Here is a 20,134-nt window from a genome sequence, read left to right on the forward strand (position 1 = left end):
TCAGTTCACTGATAAATCTTTTATGACTGTATCATTGTCGAGTGCCCACACAGATTGCATGGTCAAATTGTTAAAGAACGTTTTGTTATCCCGTTAAGCCGTGCGGTTTATCGTGACAACGAGGGCGCATTATAGAGAGATGTTCTTACAGCGCAATAGTTTTTTTTGATTTTTATTTCGTTGGTCTATTTTTTAGACAACACCAAAACATAAAGCCTAAAAACAGCACATTTCACCCGCTTTAAAAGGAAATTATTGAGGTACTGCAGGTCTTTTCCGTTGCGATGGATGGCTGATAGGGATCGCAGCTAATAAGGTTTTCGTATAATCCGCTTTCGGTGCATGATAAATCTCTTCAGCCGTTCCTATCTCAACAAGTTTGCCGAAGTACATAACCGCGACTCTGTCTGATACATGCTTTACGACTGACAAATCGTGAGAAATGAAAATCACGGTGAGTTTCATCTCCTGTTGCAGCGCCAGTAACAGGTTCAATATCTGCGCCTGGACAGAGACATCCAAAGCAGAGACAGATTCATCACAGATTAATAATTTAGGTTTTAGTGCAATCGCGCGGGCAATTCCGATTCGTTGGCGCTGCCCGCCAGAAAACTCATGAGGATACCGATTAATGGCAGTAGCAGGTAAATCGACTTTATTCAGCAATTCCAGTACCCATTGCTTACGCTCGGCTGATGTTCCTACATTATGGATAATAAATGGCTCTTCCAGAATCATGCCTACCGTATGTCGCTGATTCAGCGATTCCAGAGGATCCTGAAACACAATCTGCATATCTTTTCTGAGCGGGCGCATCTGGCGAGGAGACAAGTGCGTAATATCCTTACCGTCGAAAAAGATGTTACCTTCTGTCGGCTCATGCAACTTCAGAATGGTTCGGCCCAGTGTACTTTTGCCGCAGCCGGATTCCCCCACCAGCCCTAAGGTCTCTCCTTTTCTTATTGAAAAAGAGACACCATCAACGGCTTTCACTGTGTAGCCCTTTTTAAATATTCCTTTACCTGAAACAAAGTGCTGCTTCAGGTTCTCAATACGTAAAATGTCGTCCATGAAGACACCCACTCCTTTGCGTAGTTGCCACTCTATTCCCCAAATTCCGGAAACCTTGATGGATCTATGGGTTCAAGCGGAATCATTTGTTTGCTTGGACGTTCAGCGCTGGGCATCAATCCCAACAGCCGTTGGGTGTAGGGATGCCGGGGATGGTCGAACAACTCAAACACATCGGCCGTTTCCAGCACTTTACCGCCATACATAACAGCCACATCATCACAAATTTCCGCCACTACACCCAAATCATGGGTAATAAAGATCATCGCCATCTGGGTTTCTTCCTGCAGTGCCTTCATCAATTTCAGGATTTCGGCCTGGATCGTGACATCCAGTGCCGTGGTCGGCTCATCACAGATCAGAATGTCTGGCTTGCAGGCCAGCGCCATGGCGATCATCACCCGTTGCCGCATGCCGCCGGACAAGCTGTGGGGATATTCATGCAGGCGTTTTTCGGCCATGGGTATCTGCACTTTATTCAGCATGTCCAGTGAATAACGGTTACGCTCCTTTTTGTTCAGTTCCGGACGATGAAGCGCCAGCACTTCGTTAAGCTGTTTACCTATGGTGTACACAGGATTGAGTGCTGTCATTGGGTCCTGAAAGATCATTGATATGCGATCGCCACGCATAGCGCACATGTCCTGGGCGGAAAGTTCGAGTAAGTTCGTCTCCCGGTACAAAACCTTGCCATTGGTTACCCGGCCATAAGGCTTTGGCAGCAGGCCCATGACAGACATGGCCGTCACGCTTTTTCCTGACCCTGACTCGCCGACCAACCCAAGAGTGCGGCCTTTTCTGACATCAAATGACACGCCGTGCAGTACCTTTACCACACCGTCATCTGTGCAAAACTCAGTTTCCAGCCCCTCTACCCGCAGGATAACCTGATGCTCGTTCATTTCGCCCTCCGCCCGCTTACAGCTTGTATGCCTCTTCCATGATAGTGACGGGCTCGAAGGTTTTGCCTGACTTCATAGCCGCTTTGGTTTCACGCTTCAGCGACTCATCAATCCAATACGTGCCCAGATCCCGGAACGTCCCCGAGGGAAACAGAAATTCAGTGGATTTTGTCATCGCCGGTTGCGGTATCTGCAGCCAGCGCCAGTAAGCTTCACGGGCATAGGGGCGCATGTAACCAGGAATAATGACGCTTGCGTCTGCCACAATGACCTGTATTTGCTTGGCGAGAGCTTTCTTTTTATTCAAGTCAAATTCGGAACGATAGGCCAGGATCAGCCGGTCTAATTCAGGGGTGCTGTAATTGGTGAAGTTATTATTCTGCGGCTTATTGGCGTTCTCAGAGTAGAAATATTCCCAGTATTGGGGGATTTCGCTGGTGCCCATAGAGTGAAAAGAGAGCTCGTGCTTTTTCTCCAGCACATATTTGAATGCCGATGAACCATCAACCAGATTCAGGGTGTATTCGAGCCCGGCCAGTTTGGCCTGTTCTTTCAGATAAGCCACTTGTGGTGTCAGGTAGCCATAGCTGTAGGTGATAGCAAACGAAAGCCGCTGTCCTTTATCGTTGATCCGAATGCCATCCGGGCCAATGTTACCGAACCCCGCTTTTGTAAAATACTCAATCGCGGTATCCGGATCAAACGGTGGCGCTTTCAGCTCGCTGTTGGTGTAATCACCATGCCCGACTCCCATAGGATTGGGTTTCCTGATGACATCACCACGTAAGACTTTCTCAATCAGACCATCAAAATCGGTGGCGTATGCCAGGCCTTTACGGATATCCAGATTCCCCAGCAGTGGTTTGGCGGTATTTAGCCATAATCCACCCGCGCCCATGGGGACTTGATTATATCCCCAAAACTTATGGATATAGCCATGCTCAAAATTGGGGGTGTCCGACTTCTCGCGCCACAGCTCCGGGGTGTCCAGCCAGAAAGAGTCCAGATTGCCTTTTTCAAAGTGCTGACGGGCAATGTCTTTGTCGCGTATCACTTTAACGCGAATTTTCTCGACATTATAACGATACAGATAATAAGGATTTGAGTATCCCCACCAGTCTTTGCCAACATGTTTGAAAGTGATCGACTTGCCTTTTTTGATATCGTCAATGTAATACGGGCCGGCGGACGGCTCGGCTTTAAAGTTGTAGTAGCGAACAAAGTTATCTTCTACCCCATCACTGTTTTTATCGACTTTCGGTTTATAGAAATGAGCGGGACGGGGCTGCAGATTGGTGTACAGCATCAACTCTTCTTTATTGCGTTTTTCTGCTGATACCACAGCAAAGGTGTGAGCATCATATTTAACGACATCGGCAATCTGCTGGGTATAAAAGGTGTTATACCAGGGGGCAACTATGTCTTTGGAGCGCATAAACGTCAGTACATAGATGAAATCATCCGCCGTAATAGGCTTTCCATCAGACCATCTGGCGTTGGGGTTAATACGATAATAAACGGTTTTATCGTCATTGCCATAAGCCCATTCACTGGCGATATCCGGGATCCAGGCCTTGGTATCAGGATGACGGGTTACTGCAGCGGGTCGGCTGTCAAGCAGCCAGGTACGGAAGCGGCCGTTGGAATCCGGTCCGACGATACGAAATGTCTGCGGAAAACTCTCAATATAAGTATTAAAAGTGCCGCCGAATTTGGCATGCGGAGAAGCAAAACGCGGCTCATGCAGATTAGACTCCCATTTCAGCCCGGCCGGAAGCTCGGCTGCCCCTGCCGGTGCACCGCTCAATGTGATGGTCCAAAAGGCGAAAATGTTCAGTATCTTTCTCATCGTACATCCTTGTTATCTGGCTACACGTCTTTATTAACTATAACGGGTAAATTTTTTCGGATCGAAAGCCGCACGCACGCTCTCACCAATAAAGGTCACCATTACCAGGACCAGCACGATGGCCGTCACCACGGTAATCACTATCCAGGGCGCACCCAAATTCGATTTCCCTTGCTGCAGTAAATCTCCCCAACTGGGTGTCGGCGGCATTAAGCCCAGACCAAGATAATCCAGTGCCGTTAACGCTGTAATATTGGCTGCTATGGTAAACGGAGCCAATGTCACTATCATCACCATAACATTGGGCAAAATGTGCGCGTAAAGAATCCGCCAGTTTGAGGCGCCCAGTGCCTTCGCGGCCATGACGTAATCCCGGGCCACTTCTTTGTAGGTCATAGTGCGCATGTACCAGGTCATCCCCATCCAGCCGAACAGCACATTGATGGCGACAAAAAGCGTAAACGAAGGCTGAGTGATAGAGACAAGTATCATGATGACATAGAGAAAAGGCACCATTGACCAGATTTCAATAAAACGCTGCACCAGCAAGTCAAACTTTCCGCCCCAAAAACCCATCGCACAGCCGACAGCTGTACCTATGGCATAGGAAATAGCCATGGTCAGTAAGGCAAAACCCATAGTGATACGAAAACCGTAAACCAGCCGGGCTAGAATATCCCGCCCTATGGTATCGGTGCCAAGGTAATGCCGGGACTGGGCGTCAGGCGCGGTGGGAGGATAATCCCCGCTAAAATCCTGTTCATAGGGGTTCCAGGGCACGAGCGGCATCAGCACAAAATTATCCGTATCGCTTTGCGAAAAAGCCTGCTGCAATTCCCGGTACTGTGCCTCGCTTTGGTACTCCTGCCCGAACTGAGTGCCAGGCAGCACATCGCTGACGACCGGAAAATAGTACTCCCCCTGATATTTGACGATCAGCGCTTTGCTGTTAATCAAAAACTCGGCAAAGAAGGATAACACCAGCAGTGTGGATAATATTATCAGTGACCAGTAACCTCGCTTTATCGTTTTAAAACGCTGGATTTTCTTTTTTGTCAGTGGGCTAAGTGTCAGCATCTCAGGCTCCGAATCTCACTCGGGGATCAATCATGGCAACACAAGCATCGGAAATGATATTGCCCAGCATTAATAACGCAGCATTTATCGCAACGATTCCCATCACCACAGGATAGTCCCGCTCAATGATAGATTCGTACCCCAGCAGACCGATCCCATCAATATTGAATATCACCTCAATCAAGAAAGACCCTGTCATAAAGAACAGCAAGGAGTTGCCAAAGTGGCTGGCGATAGGAATAAGACTATTGCGGAGCGCATGGCGGCGAACCGCGGTCGAAAAGGGTAACCCTTTGGCGATAGCTGTACGGATATAATCCGCTGACAATGTTTCCATCATGTTGTTTTTCATCGTCATTGTCAGAGTGGCAAAATCACCAATCAGATAACAAATCAGCGGCAGACAGGCATGCCAGAGGATATCTTTAACCTGCTGCCAGAGTGATTCATAGTCATCGAAATCGTCACTGACAAAGCCGCCCATTGGAAACCATTCCAGCTGATAGCTGAAAAGCGTAATAAGCATCACCCCTACCACATACCCCGGCAAGGCATAACCGACAAAAATCAGAATTGAAGATCCGGAGTCAAAGCCGCTGCCGTGTTTTAAGGCTTTGTAGTAACCCAGAGGAATAGAGATAAAGTAACTGAGAAAAAAGGTCACACCGCCGTAGAACATGGACACCGGCAGCCTGTCCATAATCATGTCCCAGACAGGTTCGTAGTAACGGGTCGACAATCCGAAGTCCAGATGCAGCATTTTCATCAGCCACTCGGAATAAGCTTCAAAGACCGGCTTGTCTAATCCGTAAAACGCATTGAGTTCGGCCAGTTGATCTTCTGACAGTGCATTGCTTTCCCCTGCCATAGAAGGAGACATAGACATACTTTGCTGCGCCTGAATACTGGCCAGCATACGCTCGACCGGTCCGCCCGGCACAAAACGGGTGAGGGCAAAAATAAGAATCGTAATGCCGATAAAAGTGGGGATTACCAGCACCAAACGGCGCAAAAAGTATGAAAGCATGAAGGTAAATGACTCCTGTCATTGTCCGCCTGTTCCTTGGTCTAGTCAGTATAGCAGTTGGTTGAATGTTTAATGATGATCCAAACAGCAGCCTGCTCACTATTTGACAATAAAAACATGAGTTTATATTTCCCCCTGTATCAAAGGGAAAATACTGTCCTGATATTCTGACCCACCTGGCAGGCCATCAGAGTGGTCACTATACAGATATAAAAAAACAGACACGTTTTGAGCGTGTCTGTTTTTGTGAACCTTAAAGATGCCGGACAGTTAGTTGCTGGCCGCTAACCAGGCCGGGACATCCGCGACACTGTCGAGCACAACCGAAGCCAGTGCCTCCCCTTCTTGAGTGACTGGCTTACCGGTACGCACCAGAATTCTGGTGCCCACGTCAGCCGCTTGCGCCGCTGTCATATCATCGGTTTTATCGCCAATCATCACTGAACGGGCCATATCAATGTTCAGAAAATCGCGGGCTGAAATAAACATGCCTGGCTTGGGCTTGCGGCAATCACAATCTTGCAGATAATCGCCCTTTCCTTCTGTCGGGTGATGCGGGCAGTAATAGATGCCGTCAAATTCAACACCGTTATCGACAAAATTCCAGTCCATCCACTCTGTCAGGGTCAGGAATTCATCTTCGGTATACATGCCTCTGGCAATACCGGCCTGATTGGTCACCAGCACCAGAAGGTAACCCTGCTCTTTCAGTTTCTTGCAGGCGTCAAACACCCCTTCGATATATTCAAAATCGTCAACAGTATGGACATAGCCGTGATCAACGTTAATGACGCCGTCACGATCAATAAACACAGCAGGCTTAGCCAAGCGATCACCTAAAGATAGAAATCAAATTCGCTAAATTATGGCATGGCTGACACACGGAATCATCTCTTTATCCTCAGGCAGACTGGCTGACACTTTTCCGGCTGAATCGCAGTGTTTTTTGATTTAGCCGTCTAGACGTAAAAATATCTATTGACTTAGCCATCTAGACACCCTAGCATCCACAACAGATGACACGGAAAAATTCCGGTAACACAAGAAGATGACAAGGTCTATCGCTTAAACTACACACAAAAACACTAATGCAGGCGAAATGACGACCATAAAGCTATGCTGGTTTACAACACAGCAAGCAAGTTAAAAAAGCAGTAGCAGGACACAGCATGATAGAGATCAACAGGGTCAATAAAACCTTCAAAGTCGGGGATAAAGACATCCACGCCTTACGCGATATCAACCTCAGCATTGAGCAAGGCACAATTTTTGGTGTCATCGGTGCGTCCGGTGCGGGAAAAAGTACCCTGATACGTTGCGTTAACTTGCTTGAGAAGCCAACCTCAGGACACATCATTGTTGATGGTATCGATCTCACTCAGCTCTCTAATCAGGAATTAACACTGGCTCGCCGTAAAATCGGCATGATTTTCCAGCACTTCAATCTGTTATCGTCCCGCACCGTTTTCGACAATGTCGCGCTGCCGCTGGAACTGGCTGGCACGGATAAAGCGGAAGTCAAACGCAAAGTAACCGAATTGCTCAATCTGGTTGGTTTAGCTGACAAACATCAGTCCTACCCGTCAAACCTCAGCGGCGGACAAAAACAACGGGTGGCTATTGCCCGTGCCCTGGCCTCTGATCCTAAAGTTTTGTTGTGTGACGAAGCCACCAGCGCACTGGATCCGGCCACCACCCAGTCCATTCTTGAGTTACTGAAAGAAATCAATAATAAGCTGAACCTGACAATTTTGCTGATCACCCATGAAATGAACGTGGTGAAAAGCATCTGTTCAGAAGTGGCCATCATAGGCAACGGCGAGCTGGTCGAGAAAGGTCCGGTGGGTGATATCTTTGCCCATCCGAAAACAGAACTGGCACGTGAATTTATCCGTTCTACCTTAGATCTGTCGATACCGGAAGATTATAAAGCGCGCCTGGAAACAGAGCGTACAGAGACTAACTACCCTCTGATACGGCTGGAATTCACCGGCGCTTCCGTGGATGCGCCACTGCTCAGTCAGGCATCGCGGCAGTTCGGTATTGATGCCAACATTCTGAGTGCCGACATGGACTATGCCGGCGGTGTGAAGTTCGGCCTGATGCTGGCGGAATTTTTTGGCTCTGAAGAAGCGACACAACAAACCATCGCTTTCCTTCGCGAACACAAAGTAAATGTAGAGGTGCTGGGTTATGTTGCTTGATTCTATCGCCACCTGGTGGCAAACCAACGAACGCCTGATTGGTCTGCTGACGGACGCTTTAGGCGAAACACTGATGATGGTCTTCGCTTCCGGCCTGATTGGTTTCGCCATCGGCATTCCTGTGGGTGTCGCTCTGCACCTGACCAAGCCCAACGGCCTGCTGGCCAACCCGGGCTTTAATAAAGTGCTGGGTGGTGTGGTTAATATCGGCCGCTCCATCCCGTTCATTATTCTGCTGGTGGCCATTATTCCATTCACCCGCTTTGTGGTGGGCAGTTCCATCGGTACTGCGGCGGCCATTGTGCCACTGACAGTCGGCGCAATTCCCTTTATCGCCCGTCTGGTGGAAGGTGCACTGCTCGAAGTACCCAGCGGTCTGGTTGAAGCCGCGCAAGCTATGGGTGCCACGCCAGTGCAAATCATTCGCAAGGTACTGCTGCCGGAAGCGCTGCCGGGCATTATTAATGCCGTCACCATTACTCTGGTCACTCTGGTCAGCTACTCGGCCATGGCAGGTACAGTCGGCGGCGGCGGTTTAGGTGATGTCGGTATCCGCTATGGTTATCAGCGCTTTGACGGCACAGTCATGATGATCACTGTGATCATGCTGGTCGTGTTAGTACAGCTGATCCAGTCCGCCGGGGATCATCTGGTCCGCCGCGTCGACCACAGATAAGTTTGACGGGAACACAACAGAAAACTCACATCCGCCGGACATGGCTTGCCGGCGAAACCGATAAGTTACAGAAATACAACGACAACAAAGTACAGGGATTCCCTGAACAATAGGAGAAGTACAATGGCTCTGAATATTAAACATTTCTTTGCAGTCGCGGGTCTGGCGTCAGCTCTGGCACTGACTGGCTGTGGCGAAAAACAGGAATCTACCGCTGCTGCTGACAACAGCAAAATCAAAGTGGGTGTGATGGCCGGTGCAGAAGCGCAGGTAGCTGAAGTGGCCGCCAAAGAAGCCAAAGACAAGTATGGTCTGGACGTTGAGCTGATCACTTTCACCGACTATGTGTCACCTAACGCGGCGCTGGAAGAAGGCTCGATCGACGTTAACGCCTTCCAGCATAAGCCTTATCTGGATCAGCAAATTAAAGACCGTGGCTACAAGTTCGCGATTGCCGGTAACACCTTTGTCTACCCGATTGCAGCCTACTCAAGCAAAATCGCTTCTATCGATGAGCTGCAAGACGGTGATCAGATCGCAGTGCCAAACGATCCAACCAACCTGGGCCGCTCGCTGCTGTTGCTGCAGCAACAAGGTCTGATCAAACTTAAAGACGGCGCAGGCCTGACAGCCACTGTGCTGGATATCGTTGAAAATCCAAAGAACCTGGACATCGTTGAACTGGAAGCACCGCAACTGCCGCGCTCTCTGGATGACGTCAAACTGGCCATTATCAACAACACCTACGCCAGCACTATCGACTTGTCTCCGGATCATGACGGTATCTTTGTGGAAGACAAAGAATCACCTTATGTGAACCTGATTGTTGCCCGTGAAGATAACGTGAATGCCGAAAACGTGCAGACCTTTATCAAGGCATATCAGTCTGATGCGGTGAACGATGCAGCGATGGAGATCTTCAAAGGCGGCATTGTCAAAGGCTGGTAAGCCATCGCCTCACAACACCTTGCCGATAAAAGTTCAAAAGCCCCTGCAAAGGGGCTTTTGTTGTTCTGGATGGGGAACAATGATCTGATCAGACAGCTCGGTCTTTTACTTCTTCTTTTTCACCGTACCCTGCACGGCTTTAAAGCGTGGATTGGATTTGCAAATTACGTAAATGCGGCCACGTCGCTTGACCACCTGGCAATCTCTATGGCGCAGCTTGGCGCTTTTGAGTGAGCTTAATACCTTCATTGTGCTTCCTTATTTCCAAACGCCGCAAAACGGCGGTTAAAGTTTGCCATCCGGCCTTCTGTCTTAATCACCCGCTGCTTGCCGGTGTAGAAAGGGTGCGATTCAGACGACACGTCCAGCAAGAAGTAGGGGTACTCCTTGCCGTCCTGCCATGTGATGGTTTTATCTGTCTTCAGTGTCGAGCCGACAACGAAATATTTATCTACGCTAGTGTCGTGAAACACCACTTTACGGTACTCGGGATGGATACCTGGTTTCATCATGCCTCCTCGCATTAAATGTTATAGTATAACATAACACTTAATGCGCTTTTCCCACAACAAGATTTTCAGCAACACCACATTGAGATGTGCTAAGGTCTGGCAGATATGATCTGCAGCGACATGCATGAATGACAGAGAAAATGACTTTTCAGATTGAGCCAATTGGTGTCATCCACTCCCCTTACAAAGAGAAATTCGCCGTTCCCCGTCAGCCCGGCCTGGTACCCAGTGCCAGAGCAACCCTGGTGCTTTGCGGCGATGCGAACACGCCGGAATCGATCAGAGGCATAGAACAGTTCAGCCATTTGTGGCTGCTGTTTTTATTTGATCAGAACCTGGCGGCGGGCTGGCGCCCTACCGTGAGACCGCCCAGACTAGGCGGTAATGACCGCATCGGCGTCTTTGCCAGCCGGGCCACTTTTCGCCCTAACGGTATAGGGATGTCAGCGATCAAGCTGAACGGCGTGCGGCATGAAAAAGGTCAGGTGCTGTTGGATTTGGCCGGTGTGGATTTGGTTGACGGTACGCCTGTCATTGACATAAAACCCTATATTCCCTATTCCGACAGTGTGCCGGATGCCAGTGGCGGCTTTGCGGCAGAGATACCTGAACTGCTTCCCGTCGAGTTTACCCCTGCTGCACTGGCCCAGCTTGATGGCGAAGACGCAGCCTATCAACAAGCGGTGATTGAAGAAGTACTGGCGCAGGATCCCCGCCCGGCCTATAAGAAAGCGAAAACGGATGACAAGCGCTATGGCGTACTATTGTTTGACTACAACGTACTGTTTCGGTTTGAAGGCCATAAAGTCCTGGTCGAACAAATAGTCGCCTCCGGGCAAGCTGACCTTACAGACTATACTTAACCTGTTTTCCGGTGACTGAAGTCACCGGACAGCCAATAAGCCTCGGGTTCCCTTTGGCGAAAGGCAGATACGCTGCTAATATACTGCTCTCAATATTAATCCTCATAATTACCAACGGATACCATCAATGCGTACCAGTAAATATCTTCTTTCTACCCTGAAGGAGACTCCAAACGACGCAGAAGTCATCAGCCACCAGCTGATGCTACGTGCAGGTATGATCCGTAAGCTGGCCTCAGGTTTGTACACCTGGCTGCCTACAGGTCTGCGTGTCCTGCGTAAGGTCGAAACCATTGTTCGCGAAGAAATGAACAATGCCGGTGCAGTCGAAACACTGATGCCTGTGGTTCAGCCGTCTGAACTGTGGCAGGAAACAGGCCGCTGGGACAAATTCGGTCCTGAGCTGCTGCGAATTGCTGACCGCCATGACCGACCGTTTGTACTGGGACCGACGCACGAAGAAGTGATCACTGACATCGTGCGGAATGAGGTGAAATCCTACAAGCAGTTGCCACTGAATCTGTACCAGATCCAGACCAAGTTCCGTGATGAAGTTCGTCCCCGTTTCGGTGTGATGCGCTCACGTGAATTCATCATGAAGGATGCCTACTCCTTCCACCTGGATAAAGACAGCCTGCAAGACACCTATAACGACATGTACCGTGCTTACAGCAACGTCTTCAGTCGCATGGGTCTGGATTTCCGTGCCGTGCTGGCAGATACCGGTTCTATCGGTGGCAGCGGCTCGCACGAGTTCCACGTTCTGGCCGAAAGTGGCGAAGATCTGATTGCCTTCTCTACCGAGTCGGAATACGCCGCCAACATCGAAAAAGCCGAAGCGCTGGCGCCTGCCTTCGAGCGCGCAGAGCCAGCAGAGGAGATGAAGCTGGTTGATACACCAAATGCTAAAACCATCGCTGAGCTGGTTGAGCAATTTGGCCTGCCGGTTGAAAAAACCGTTAAAACACTGTTCGTGAAAGCGTCTGAAGAGTCAGACGCAGAGTTAATCGCTCTGATCGTGCGTGGCGATCACGAACTCAACGAAGTGAAAGCAGAAAACCTGGATTGTGTTGCCAAACCACTGGAGTTTGCGACAGAAGAAGAAATCCGCGCCGTTGTGAATGCCGGCCCGGGCTCACTGGGACCTGTCAATCTGCCTGCCACTTTCATTGTTGATCGCAGCGTTGCCGTGATGAGCGACTTCGGTGCCGGTGCCAACATTGACGGCAAACACTACTTTGGCATCAACTGGGGCCGTGACGTAGAGCTGGGTCGTGTCGAAGATATTCGCAATGTGATTGAAGGTGACCCAAGCCCATGCGGTAAAGGGACTATCTTGCTCAAACGCGGTATCGAAGTGGGCCATATTTTCCAACTGGGAACTAACTACTCTTCATCCATGAACGCCACTGTACTGGATGCCAACGGCAAGCAGGCCGTAATGGAAATGGGTTGTTACGGCATTGGCTGTACCCGAGTGGTCGCAGCGGCTATCGAACAGAATAACGATGATAACGGTATTATCTGGCCGGATGCCATTGCGCCGTTCCAGGTGGCCATTGTGCCGATGAACATGCACAAATCAGAAGAAGTTCAGCAGGCTGCTGAAGCACTGTATACGGATCTGACGGCTGCCGGTATCGAGGTACTGTTTGATGATCGTAAAGAACGTCCTGGCGTCATGTTTGCCGATATGGAACTGATCGGTGTGCCACATACTGTGGTGATCGGCGATCGCAGCCTGAAAAACGGTGAAGTGGAATACAAAGACCGCCGCACAGGTACGAAAGAGCCTGTGGCCGCCGGCAGCATTTCAAACTTCATTAAGCAAAAGCTGGCTTAAGCCTTTGCTGACCCGTAATATTAAAAAAAGCCTCCGGACGGAGGCTTTTTTGTGTCTGTGCCACATATACTCAGTTTAAATTACAAATAAACTGAGTATTATCACTAGACTAGACGCCACCAGTGTCTGTCGCATCTGTTTAGTATCTTGAGTGGAACGTTTTGCATGGGCAAGGAAAAGCCAAAAATCAGTCTCTTGCTTTCAGGGGGTGGCGCCAGAGCGGCCTACCAGGTTGGCGTACTGAAAGCGATTTCTGAGTGGTATCCCCGTAACCATCACAGCCCTTTTGTCATCTACAGTGGTACCTCTGCCGGCGCCATTAACGCTACTGCGATTGCCTGTTATGCATCCTGTTTTCGATTAGGAGTAAAAAAGCTGGAATGGATCTGGGCACGCCTGCACAGCAGACGGGTGTTCCGTTCTAGTGGTTGGGGCATCACCCAGCATTTATCACATCAACTGCTGGCAAGGCTGCGGGCAGAACATCACCCCAGGCCGCCGTTCGGGTTACTGGACAATCGGCCACTGCGCCTGTTGCTGAACCAGGTCAATAATTACGGTCGGCTGGAACAGCAGATCCTGGCAGGTAATCTGCACGGCATTTCCATCACAGCCTCCAGCTATAAAAGCGGGAAAACCGTCAGCTTTTTTCAGGGCCAGCAGAGTATTACGCCCTGGACCTATTCGAAATCCAAAGGACGCCGTTCACTGATCACCACAGAGCACCTGCTGGCCTCATCAGCCATCCCTTTTGTCTTCCCGGCCAGCCGGATTGGACAGGCATACTATGGCGACGGATCAATTCACCAACTGACGCCACTGCGTCCTTCGATGAAAATGGGCGCAGATAAGATTCTGATCATTGATTTGATCAATCAAAGATTACGGCCGCAAGATCCCACTCAGGCCCCTGGCGTAGGCATGTTGACAGGCCATCTGATGGATACCATTTTCAGTGATACCATGGCCGCTGAGCTGGAGCATCTGGAATACACCAATACTTTGCTCAGCAAGCTGCCAGACGATGAAAGGCGCAAGATGGCGGTCAAATCGGTTGATACCCTGCACCTGTACCCGAGTCAGTCATTTGAGCCTCTGGCCCAGGCTTTCTATCACCATATGCCGCTGGCCGCCCGCTCTCTGATGCGCTTACTAGGCATCAGTCCCAAGGACGATGCCGCCCTTACCAGCTATATACTTTTCGAGCCCAATTACATACACGCACTGATTAATCTCGGTTATTTGGATGCCCAGGAGAGAGAAAGTGAGCTACGTTCGTTTTTAGAATAAAAACAATGGGAGATTTTCATTTCATTCCATTTTCTATTGATCTAGTTCCAAAATCTCATATATTAAAAACCTTGCTTATCAATGATATTAGTCATGGATCCAATTATCTGGCACAAAAAGCAAACCGACACCTGCCGAACCCGCGCCAAGCCGCTGGGTGCGGATCAGCGCTTGCTTATCCTGCAAAAAATGCAGGGCAAGCCTGAGCTGTCTGTGCTGCTGGAAGTCTTTGCACTGGAAGTTGAGAAACAGATTGATATCAGTCGCATGCTTTGGCGCCATGAAACCACCACCACCCTGATACGCCACGGGCAAGGAACGGACAACCGCCAGTGCTTTGCCCTGCGGTATGCCGATCACTCTCTGGGGGAGATCCAGTACGACACACCCTACGCGCTGGATCAGGATGAAATTAACCTTCTCCATACCTACCACAGGCTCCTGGCCGGCCCGTTATTCAGTGCGATAGAGTATCGCCGGATCAAAGAAATGGCGATGCGGGATCATCTGTCCGGCCTGCGTAACCGCAGCTGTCTGGATCAGGACATACTGCATGCCATCGCCATGAGTGATCGCCGCCAGGTTGGCCTGGTACTTCTATTGTTTGATCTGGACAACTTCAAGCAGGTCAATGATAAATATGGCCACCTGGATGGCGATAACGTTATCCGCCGTTTTTCGTCGATCCTGAAACAATCAGTCCGCACCTCAGACCGATGTTACCGCATGGGCGGAGACGAATTTGTCCTGTTGCTGCAACCGGCCTCTGAGCAGTCTGCACGCAAAGTCATTCACCGCGTCATGACGCGGATAGATCAGGACCATACCCTGCGCAGCCTGGACATAGGCACCTCGATTGGCGCCACCCCCTATCGGCGTGGTGATACGCCGATAAGCTTATTAGAGCGGGCAGATCGCCAGCTCTACCAGCACAAGCGCTCTAAATAACCCTCTTCACTCGATCTCAATAGCCGATAGCGGTAAGCTCTGACTCATCTTTCGTGACCATAATCAGGAGACACTATGAAAGTCGCTGACTGCTGCGAGCTTGTCCGTCAGAGTTACAGCCAGATTGGCAGTGGAGATCAGGGCTATATCCCTGCCGCGATTGCCTGCGCCGTACGTGCTTTAAATAATGTCGCGGCCAGCTCTGAGGTGCCGCAGTCCATCCGAGATCAAGCAGCCTTTGCCGCTGCAAATTTATTGATCAGTGATCACGAGGACGCAGAATGAATCTGAAAACCTTCGACACCATGGATCCTGTCATGCTGATGAGCATCGTCAATATGAAGATACGCGATGAGTTTGGCGATCTGGACGCTCTGGTCCGCTATTACGAGATTGACAAAGATAAACTGATCGCCAGGCTTGCTACTGCCGGATTTGACTATTTACCCGACGCCAGACAATTTCGCTAAATACCGCACACAAAAAACGGAAAGCCAGGCTTTCCGTTTTTTTATGTTGCGTGATGTTCTAAAGCGATTGAGTTAGCTGAAAGAAGACACCAAGACCGCGATGACCAGCACAGGGCAAACAAACTTCAGATACACAGGCCAGATTTTCCAGAACAGCGACTTCTCCAGTTCCGGGCTACCTTCGCTCAGCTCTTTCAGTTTACGGTGACGAGACCATACCCAACCACCAAACACAGTGAACAACAAGGCCGCTACGGGCTGGAAATACTGGGTGGCTATGGTCGCCACCAGGCCAAACAGCTGGCCAAAGTTAAAGATAATCACCGCACTGAATACGGCAATAACCCCGCCCAAAACCCAGCTTGTCGCTTTACGGTCCGTTTCAAAGCGCTCACTGACCAAAGCCACCGGGCACTCCAGCATTGAAATCGAAGACGTCAGCGCCGCAATGGTCATCAAGACAAAAAACACCAGTGCAATCAGCTGACCGGCAAAGCCCAGGCTGTCAAACAGCAGCGGCAGTACGGTAAATACCAGGGTATCCGATCCCAGCAACGAACCGTCTTCAGCGTATATCGCCACCCCTTTCTGCATGGCAACAAACATCGCGGGCAGCACCACCAGACCGGCGATAAAGGCCACCGCCGTATCAACCAGGGTGACGCTCAGCGCCATTTTAGGCAGGCTCTCTTTTTTGCTCAGGTAAGAGCCGTAAATCAGCATTGAGCAACCGCCGATCGTCAGGGAGAAAAAGCCCTGTCCCATTGCTGCCAACAATAGCTTAGGTTCCAGTACCTTACTGAAATCAGGAATCAGATAATGCTTCAGGCCTTCCATTGCCCCATCCTGAGTCATGATGTAGACAAACATCAGCAGGAAAAGCACAAACAGCGCCGGCATCAAGCGGGTAGACCATTTTTCAATTCCCTGCTTCACCCCGCTTTGTACGATCAAAATGGTCAGCAAATAAAAGATAGCCGCACCAAACAGGTTTCGAGAGACAGAAAAACCTTTCAGCCAGGCGGTGACATCTGCCATTCCCAGAATATCGGTAACAGCCGCCAGCAGAAAGGTTACCAGCCAGCCAGCCACTATGCTGTAAAATGCCAGCACCAGACAAGGAACCATCAGGCCAACCCAGCCCACCAACGCACCCGCACGCTTTGCTGTCGGGTTATCGCTCAGGCTTCGCATACTGTCTACCGGGTTAGCCTGACCATAACGACCAATCGCCATTTCAACGATCAACATAGGAAAAGCCACCACCAGAATCATCAGGAGATAAACCAGCAGGAAAGCGCCGCCACCATTACTGGCCGCTTGAGTGGGGAACCCCCAGATGTTACCCAACCCTACCGCTGCTCCTGCAGCCGCGAGGATAAAGCCTATCCGTGAGCCAAAATGTTCGCGTGTTCCTGCCATGCTTTACAACCCTACCGTATCAGTGAACTAGTACAATATATTTATTGGTGGATTTTATCAATGCCAGTGAATCCAACTGGTCAATATTACAGCAACCAGAAGATTGTTTAATCGCGAAGAGAATGAAGGGAGTTTATCCGCCCAGCCCCGCCGGGCGGATACGGGTGGCCGTTACTACATTTGCGAGAAGTAAGCCGCCAGATTATCAATATCTGTATCACTCAGCATTGCAGCCTGCGCCTGCATCAACATGGCGTTACCACCATTTCGTTCTTTATTCTTGTAAGCTTTCAGGGCATAAACCAGATACTGCTCATTCTGGCCATTCAGGTTGGGATAGCCCGGAATCAAAGTCTTACCATCAGCACCGTGGCAGGCGGCACAAATAGCGGCCTTTCCCTTACCGGCCTCGGCATCACCTGCAGCCATAACAGGAAGTGAAAATAGTGCCGCAGCCAGTGTCAGCGTCATTGCTTTTTTCATAAGATCCTCATTATTTTACTTATATCGACATTCAAACACTGATTGACTATCTACATTCCTGACCCCGGTGTCAGTGTAGGTGATCACACTTCCAGACTAACTCGCATTCATTGCCTTCAAAGCCTTCGACCACAAATAAGCCCGCCACCGCGGCCAGTTTGTCACCATAAAACAGTAAGGGTGTCTGGCGCCGACGCCAGCTGGGCACCCCATACTCTTGAAACAGCTTTTTCAGCTTGCGGCTGCCTGCACGCCCCAGTGGTTGTGCCTGCAGACCACTGGGGTCAAAAGCAACCCACACCCGCTCACCCGGCTCAGGGCTGCGCAGATGTCCGCCAGACAGACTGCTGAGTGTAATAACGCCCAGCGAAGCCGGTAGCGGACAAGGGATATCCGGGGTGATCTCCCGGCGCCATTCCGTCACATCCTGCCGGGGCCGGACCGCATATAAACGAGACTGAAAGCGGCGTATATCGTATCCGCTCAACGACACACAAGGGTTAGCGTCTTCACGAGCCAGGCAGACCGCCTGCCAGATTTGTTCCAGTTGCGCTTTAGAGGGAACAGACAGGTTCTGGTGCTGCAACCAGAGACGCACCAGCGCTCTGCCCTGTTTCTCGTCCGTCACTGTGCTCAGATCTATGCTGCCGTCTGGCGCACTCATCTGATGAAGTTTGTCTGTCAGTAAGGATTCCAGCAATGACTGCTGCTCGCCGCACAATGCGGCGCTTCGTGCTACAGCCTGCCGTAATCCCGGCCAGCGTGATGTCAGTGCCGGCACAATGTCCAGCCGCAAAAAATTACGGTCAAAACGCCTGTCCTGATTGCTCTCATCGTCCACCCAGTCCAAATGATGCTCATTGGCATAGGCTTGTAACTCGGCGCGGCTGACATCAAGCAAAGGGCGTAGGTGTAAGCCATTGGCAAAGGGTTTGACCTCGGGCATTGCAGCCAGACCGGCAGGGCCACTGCCGCGCTTTAACGCCAGCAAGACAGTTTCCAGCTGATCGTCGGCATGCTGCGCGGTCAGCAGGTACTCCTGAGACTGAACATACCCCGCCAGTGCGTCATAGCGAGCTTCTCTCGCGGCCTGTTCCAGACTGATACGGTTACCCGACGGCACACTGACTCGTTCCCAGTGAAAGGTCACCCCATCTTTCTTCGCCCAGGCTGCGCACTGTGCTAACCAGCGATCCGCATTCGGGCTTAAGCCGTGATGCACATGCACAGCAATCGACTGATAATGCGGATACTTTTGTACAAACCGACTCAAAAGATGCAGTAAAACACGGGAATCCAGTCCGCCGCTGAGCGCAAGAACAAGCTGTGATGGCTGCGGGCAAAGGCGCAAGAGGGTGTCAGAGAAATGAGTAAACAACATAAATGTCAGCAATTCTGCTCTGTGATCTGTGGCAATAAGGCTATCTTATATCAGTGCAGTGCCAGGTGTTAGTGCTGCTTTGGGCCCGTGCGCAACAACGACGCGCAACAGATAGCAAAACGGGCCGCCTGTGGCGACCCGTTGATCTGTATCCGGAAGTGCTTATCAGCAGTAGCCGTAACTCAGCAAACGCTGATAACGACGCTCCCGCAGGCTGTCATCATCCAGGCCTTCCAGATCGTTCAGTGTATTAAGCAGTTGCTGCTTGATCCGCGAAGCCATCACAGGCACGTCACGGTGCGCGCCACCGAGAGGCTCTTCAATGATGTTATCAATCAGACCCAGCTCTTTCAGACGATTGGCTGTCATACCCATAGCTTCTGCAGCCTGAGGGGCTTTATCAGAATCACGCCACAGAATCGACGCGCAGCCTTCCGGGGAGATCACTGAATAAGTCGAGTATTGCAGCATATTCACGCAATCACCGACACCGATTGCCAGTGCGCCGCCAGAGCCGCCTTCACCGACCACGTTACAAATCACAGGTACGCTCAAACCGGCCATGACTTTCAAGTTCATAGCGATGGCTTCAGACTGACCGCGTTCCTCGGCACCCACACCAGGGTACGCGCCTGCTGTGTCTATAAAAGTGATGATCGGCATGCGGAAACGCTCAGCCATTTTCATCAGGCGCAATGCCTTACGGTAGCCTTCAGGTTTAGGCATACCGAAGTTACGCAATACTTTTTCACGGGTCTCTCGGCCTTTCTGATGGCCAATCACCATAACCGGACGGCCATCCAGACGGGCGATACCGCCGATCAGGGCTTTATCGTCGGCAAATGCACGATCACCGGCCAGCGGATCGAATTCAGTAAAGATATGCTCGATATAATCCAGCGTATACGGACGCTGCGGGTGACGGGCCAGTTGTGCGACCTGCCAGGCGCCCAGATCGCCAAAAATCTTTTTGGTCAGTTCCAGGCTTTTTTGTTCAAGCTGTGCAATTTCTTTGTCCAGATCAACCGAAGCCGATTTATCACGGTGCGATACATCGCGCAGTGCTTCAATTTTGGCTTCTAGCTCGGCAATGGGTTGTTCAAAATCAAGGAAGTTCAGGCTCATACCACTTGTAATCCTTTGTCCATTATTAGCAACCTGTCTGACA

Annotated in this window: 21 protein-coding genes; 9 read left to right on the forward strand and 12 right to left on the reverse strand. The window is 50.5% G+C overall.

From position 1 onward, the window contains the following. Positions 1 to 252: 252 nt before the first annotated feature. The 6 genes from Q4491_RS15380 to gmhB form a co-directional block, all read right to left on the reverse strand. Positions 253 to 1,071, reverse strand: coding sequence for an ABC transporter ATP-binding protein (locus Q4491_RS15380; RefSeq protein ID WP_192017604.1), 819 nt, complete (start codon positions 1,069 to 1,071; stop codon positions 253 to 255). 32 nt (positions 1,072 to 1,103) lie between these two features. Continuing rightward, a complete protein-coding gene (locus Q4491_RS15385; protein WP_237796156.1) occupies positions 1,104 to 1,973 on the reverse strand; it encodes an ABC transporter ATP-binding protein in 870 nt (289 codons plus the stop codon). 16 nt (positions 1,974 to 1,989) lie between these two features. Next, entirely contained in the window at positions 1,990 to 3,822 is a 1,833-nt protein-coding gene (locus Q4491_RS15390) for an extracellular solute-binding protein (RefSeq protein ID WP_303458639.1), read from the reverse strand. A gap of 33 nt (positions 3,823 to 3,855) precedes the next feature. Next, a complete protein-coding gene (locus tag Q4491_RS15395) occupies positions 3,856 to 4,899 on the reverse strand; it encodes an ABC transporter permease (RefSeq protein ID WP_237796158.1) in 1,044 nt (347 codons plus the stop codon). Position 4,900: 1 nt separating this feature from the next. After that, entirely contained in the window at positions 4,901 to 5,926 is a 1,026-nt protein-coding gene (locus Q4491_RS15400) for an ABC transporter permease subunit (protein WP_192017600.1), read from the reverse strand. A gap of 270 nt (positions 5,927 to 6,196) precedes the next feature. Further along, positions 6,197 to 6,754 (reverse strand): D-glycero-beta-D-manno-heptose 1,7-bisphosphate 7-phosphatase, encoded by a 558-nt coding sequence (gmhB, locus tag Q4491_RS15405; RefSeq protein WP_192017599.1) that lies wholly within the window; start codon positions 6,752 to 6,754, stop codon positions 6,197 to 6,199. Between the two features lie 341 nt (positions 6,755 to 7,095). Here gmhB and metN point away from each other — a divergent pair, with 341 nt between their 5' ends. The 3 genes from metN to Q4491_RS15420 all read left to right on the forward strand — a co-directional run bounded on the left by metN (position 7,096) and on the right by Q4491_RS15420 (position 9,754). Then, positions 7,096 to 8,130 carry a methionine ABC transporter ATP-binding protein MetN gene (metN, locus tag Q4491_RS15410; RefSeq protein ID WP_192017598.1) on the forward strand — a complete coding sequence of 345 codons (1,035 nt, stop codon included), beginning with the start codon at positions 7,096 to 7,098 and terminating at the stop codon, positions 8,128 to 8,130. Then, on the forward strand, positions 8,120 to 8,806 hold the full coding sequence (locus Q4491_RS15415; protein ID WP_120513953.1) for a methionine ABC transporter permease: 687 nt from the start codon (positions 8,120 to 8,122) through the stop codon (positions 8,804 to 8,806). The genes metN and Q4491_RS15415 overlap by 11 nt, the downstream gene beginning before the upstream one ends. Positions 8,807 to 8,929: 123 nt before the next feature. Beyond that, complete coding sequence (locus Q4491_RS15420; protein WP_192017597.1) at positions 8,930 to 9,754, forward strand: MetQ/NlpA family lipoprotein; 825 nt, start codon at positions 8,930 to 8,932, stop codon at positions 9,752 to 9,754. A gap of 105 nt (positions 9,755 to 9,859) precedes the next feature. On the opposite strand, the gene ykgO is transcribed toward Q4491_RS15420, so the two are convergent. Together ykgO and Q4491_RS15430 are read right to left on the reverse strand one after the other, a co-directional pair. Further along, positions 9,860 to 10,003, reverse strand: coding sequence for a type B 50S ribosomal protein L36 (ykgO, locus tag Q4491_RS15425; RefSeq protein WP_192017596.1), 144 nt, complete (start codon positions 10,001 to 10,003; stop codon positions 9,860 to 9,862). Continuing rightward, complete coding sequence (locus Q4491_RS15430) at positions 10,000 to 10,263, reverse strand: type B 50S ribosomal protein L31 (RefSeq protein ID WP_192017610.1); 264 nt, start codon at positions 10,261 to 10,263, stop codon at positions 10,000 to 10,002. The genes ykgO and Q4491_RS15430 overlap by 4 nt, the downstream gene beginning before the upstream one ends. A gap of 143 nt (positions 10,264 to 10,406) precedes the next feature. Between Q4491_RS15430 and tsaA the strand changes: the two genes are divergently transcribed. The 6 genes from tsaA (at position 10,407) to Q4491_RS15460 (ending at position 15,680) form a co-directional block, all read left to right on the forward strand. After that, positions 10,407 to 11,129 (forward strand): tRNA (N6-threonylcarbamoyladenosine(37)-N6)-methyltransferase TrmO, encoded by a 723-nt coding sequence (tsaA, locus tag Q4491_RS15435; RefSeq protein WP_303458643.1) that lies wholly within the window; start codon positions 10,407 to 10,409, stop codon positions 11,127 to 11,129. A gap of 127 nt (positions 11,130 to 11,256) precedes the next feature. Then, positions 11,257 to 12,972 (forward strand): proline--tRNA ligase, encoded by a 1,716-nt coding sequence (locus tag Q4491_RS15440; protein WP_303458645.1) that lies wholly within the window; start codon positions 11,257 to 11,259, stop codon positions 12,970 to 12,972. A 165-nt stretch (positions 12,973 to 13,137) separates the two neighbouring features. Beyond that, complete coding sequence (locus Q4491_RS15445; protein ID WP_192017593.1) at positions 13,138 to 14,262, forward strand: patatin-like phospholipase family protein; 1,125 nt, start codon at positions 13,138 to 13,140, stop codon at positions 14,260 to 14,262. A gap of 93 nt (positions 14,263 to 14,355) precedes the next feature. Continuing rightward, a complete protein-coding gene (locus tag Q4491_RS15450) occupies positions 14,356 to 15,210 on the forward strand; it encodes a GGDEF domain-containing protein (RefSeq protein ID WP_192017592.1) in 855 nt (284 codons plus the stop codon). A 75-nt stretch (positions 15,211 to 15,285) separates the two neighbouring features. Continuing rightward, positions 15,286 to 15,495, forward strand: a complete 210-nt coding sequence (locus Q4491_RS15455; protein WP_192017591.1) for a YaeP family protein — start codon at positions 15,286 to 15,288, stop codon at positions 15,493 to 15,495. After that, entirely contained in the window at positions 15,492 to 15,680 is a 189-nt protein-coding gene (locus Q4491_RS15460) for a DUF4250 domain-containing protein (RefSeq protein WP_192017590.1), read from the forward strand. Before Q4491_RS15455 ends, Q4491_RS15460 begins: the two co-directional genes overlap by 4 nt. A gap of 72 nt (positions 15,681 to 15,752) precedes the next feature. On the opposite strand, the gene Q4491_RS15465 is transcribed toward Q4491_RS15460, so the two are convergent. The 4 genes from Q4491_RS15465 to accA all read right to left on the reverse strand — a co-directional run bounded on the left by Q4491_RS15465 (position 15,753) and on the right by accA (position 20,091). Further along, entirely contained in the window at positions 15,753 to 17,102 is a 1,350-nt protein-coding gene (locus Q4491_RS15465) for a sodium-dependent transporter (RefSeq protein WP_303458649.1), read from the reverse strand. 174 nt (positions 17,103 to 17,276) lie between these two features. Next, positions 17,277 to 17,585 (reverse strand): cytochrome c, encoded by a 309-nt coding sequence (locus Q4491_RS15470; protein ID WP_192017588.1) that lies wholly within the window; start codon positions 17,583 to 17,585, stop codon positions 17,277 to 17,279. A gap of 70 nt (positions 17,586 to 17,655) precedes the next feature. Beyond that, a complete protein-coding gene (gene tilS, locus Q4491_RS15475) occupies positions 17,656 to 18,966 on the reverse strand; it encodes a tRNA lysidine(34) synthetase TilS (protein ID WP_303458710.1) in 1,311 nt (436 codons plus the stop codon). 165 nt (positions 18,967 to 19,131) lie between these two features. Then, entirely contained in the window at positions 19,132 to 20,091 is a 960-nt protein-coding gene (accA, locus tag Q4491_RS15480) for an acetyl-CoA carboxylase carboxyl transferase subunit alpha (RefSeq protein WP_192017586.1), read from the reverse strand. Positions 20,092 to 20,134 lie beyond the last annotated feature (43 nt).

The organism is Photobacterium sp. 2_MG-2023 (assembly GCF_030547675.1).
In the GTDB taxonomy this organism is placed as follows: Bacteria; Pseudomonadota; Gammaproteobacteria; order Enterobacterales; family Vibrionaceae; genus Photobacterium; species Photobacterium arenosum.

Bases quoted from the DNA above. Each gene is read 5' to 3' on its own strand.
- Q4491_RS15380 (WP_192017604.1), bottom strand. From the start codon at position 1,071: ATGGACGACATTTTACGTATTGAGAACCTGAAGCAGCACTTTGTTTCA.
- Q4491_RS15385 (WP_237796156.1), bottom strand. From the start codon at position 1,973: ATGAACGAGCATCAGGTTATCCTGCGGGTAGAGGGGCTGGAAACTGAG.
- Q4491_RS15390 (WP_303458639.1), bottom strand. From the start codon at position 3,822: ATGAGAAAGATACTGAACATTTTCGCCTTTTGGACCATCACATTGAGC.
- Q4491_RS15395 (WP_237796158.1), bottom strand. From the start codon at position 4,899: ATGCTGACACTTAGCCCACTGACAAAAAAGAAAATCCAGCGTTTTAAA.
- Q4491_RS15400 (WP_192017600.1), bottom strand. From the start codon at position 5,926: ATGCTTTCATACTTTTTGCGCCGTTTGGTGCTGGTAATCCCCACTTTT.
- metN (WP_192017598.1), top strand. From the start codon at position 7,096: ATGATAGAGATCAACAGGGTCAATAAAACCTTCAAAGTCGGGGATAAA.
- Q4491_RS15415 (WP_120513953.1), top strand. From the start codon at position 8,120: ATGTTGCTTGATTCTATCGCCACCTGGTGGCAAACCAACGAACGCCTG.
- Q4491_RS15420 (WP_192017597.1), top strand. From the start codon at position 8,930: ATGGCTCTGAATATTAAACATTTCTTTGCAGTCGCGGGTCTGGCGTCA.
- ykgO (WP_192017596.1), bottom strand. From the start codon at position 10,003: ATGAAGGTATTAAGCTCACTCAAAAGCGCCAAGCTGCGCCATAGAGAT.
- Q4491_RS15430 (WP_192017610.1), bottom strand. From the start codon at position 10,263: ATGAAACCAGGTATCCATCCCGAGTACCGTAAAGTGGTGTTTCACGAC.
- tsaA (WP_303458643.1), top strand. From the start codon at position 10,407: ATGACTTTTCAGATTGAGCCAATTGGTGTCATCCACTCCCCTTACAAA.
- Q4491_RS15440 (WP_303458645.1), top strand. From the start codon at position 11,257: ATGCGTACCAGTAAATATCTTCTTTCTACCCTGAAGGAGACTCCAAAC.
- Q4491_RS15445 (WP_192017593.1), top strand. From the start codon at position 13,138: ATGGGCAAGGAAAAGCCAAAAATCAGTCTCTTGCTTTCAGGGGGTGGC.
- Q4491_RS15450 (WP_192017592.1), top strand. From the start codon at position 14,356: ATGGATCCAATTATCTGGCACAAAAAGCAAACCGACACCTGCCGAACC.
- Q4491_RS15455 (WP_192017591.1), top strand. From the start codon at position 15,286: ATGAAAGTCGCTGACTGCTGCGAGCTTGTCCGTCAGAGTTACAGCCAG.
- Q4491_RS15460 (WP_192017590.1), top strand. From the start codon at position 15,492: ATGAATCTGAAAACCTTCGACACCATGGATCCTGTCATGCTGATGAGC.
- Q4491_RS15465 (WP_303458649.1), bottom strand. From the start codon at position 17,102: ATGGCAGGAACACGCGAACATTTTGGCTCACGGATAGGCTTTATCCTC.
- Q4491_RS15470 (WP_192017588.1), bottom strand. From the start codon at position 17,585: ATGAAAAAAGCAATGACGCTGACACTGGCTGCGGCACTATTTTCACTT.
- tilS (WP_303458710.1), bottom strand. From the start codon at position 18,966: ATGTTGTTTACTCATTTCTCTGACACCCTCTTGCGCCTTTGCCCGCAG.
- accA (WP_192017586.1), bottom strand. From the start codon at position 20,091: ATGAGCCTGAACTTCCTTGATTTTGAACAACCCATTGCCGAGCTAGAA.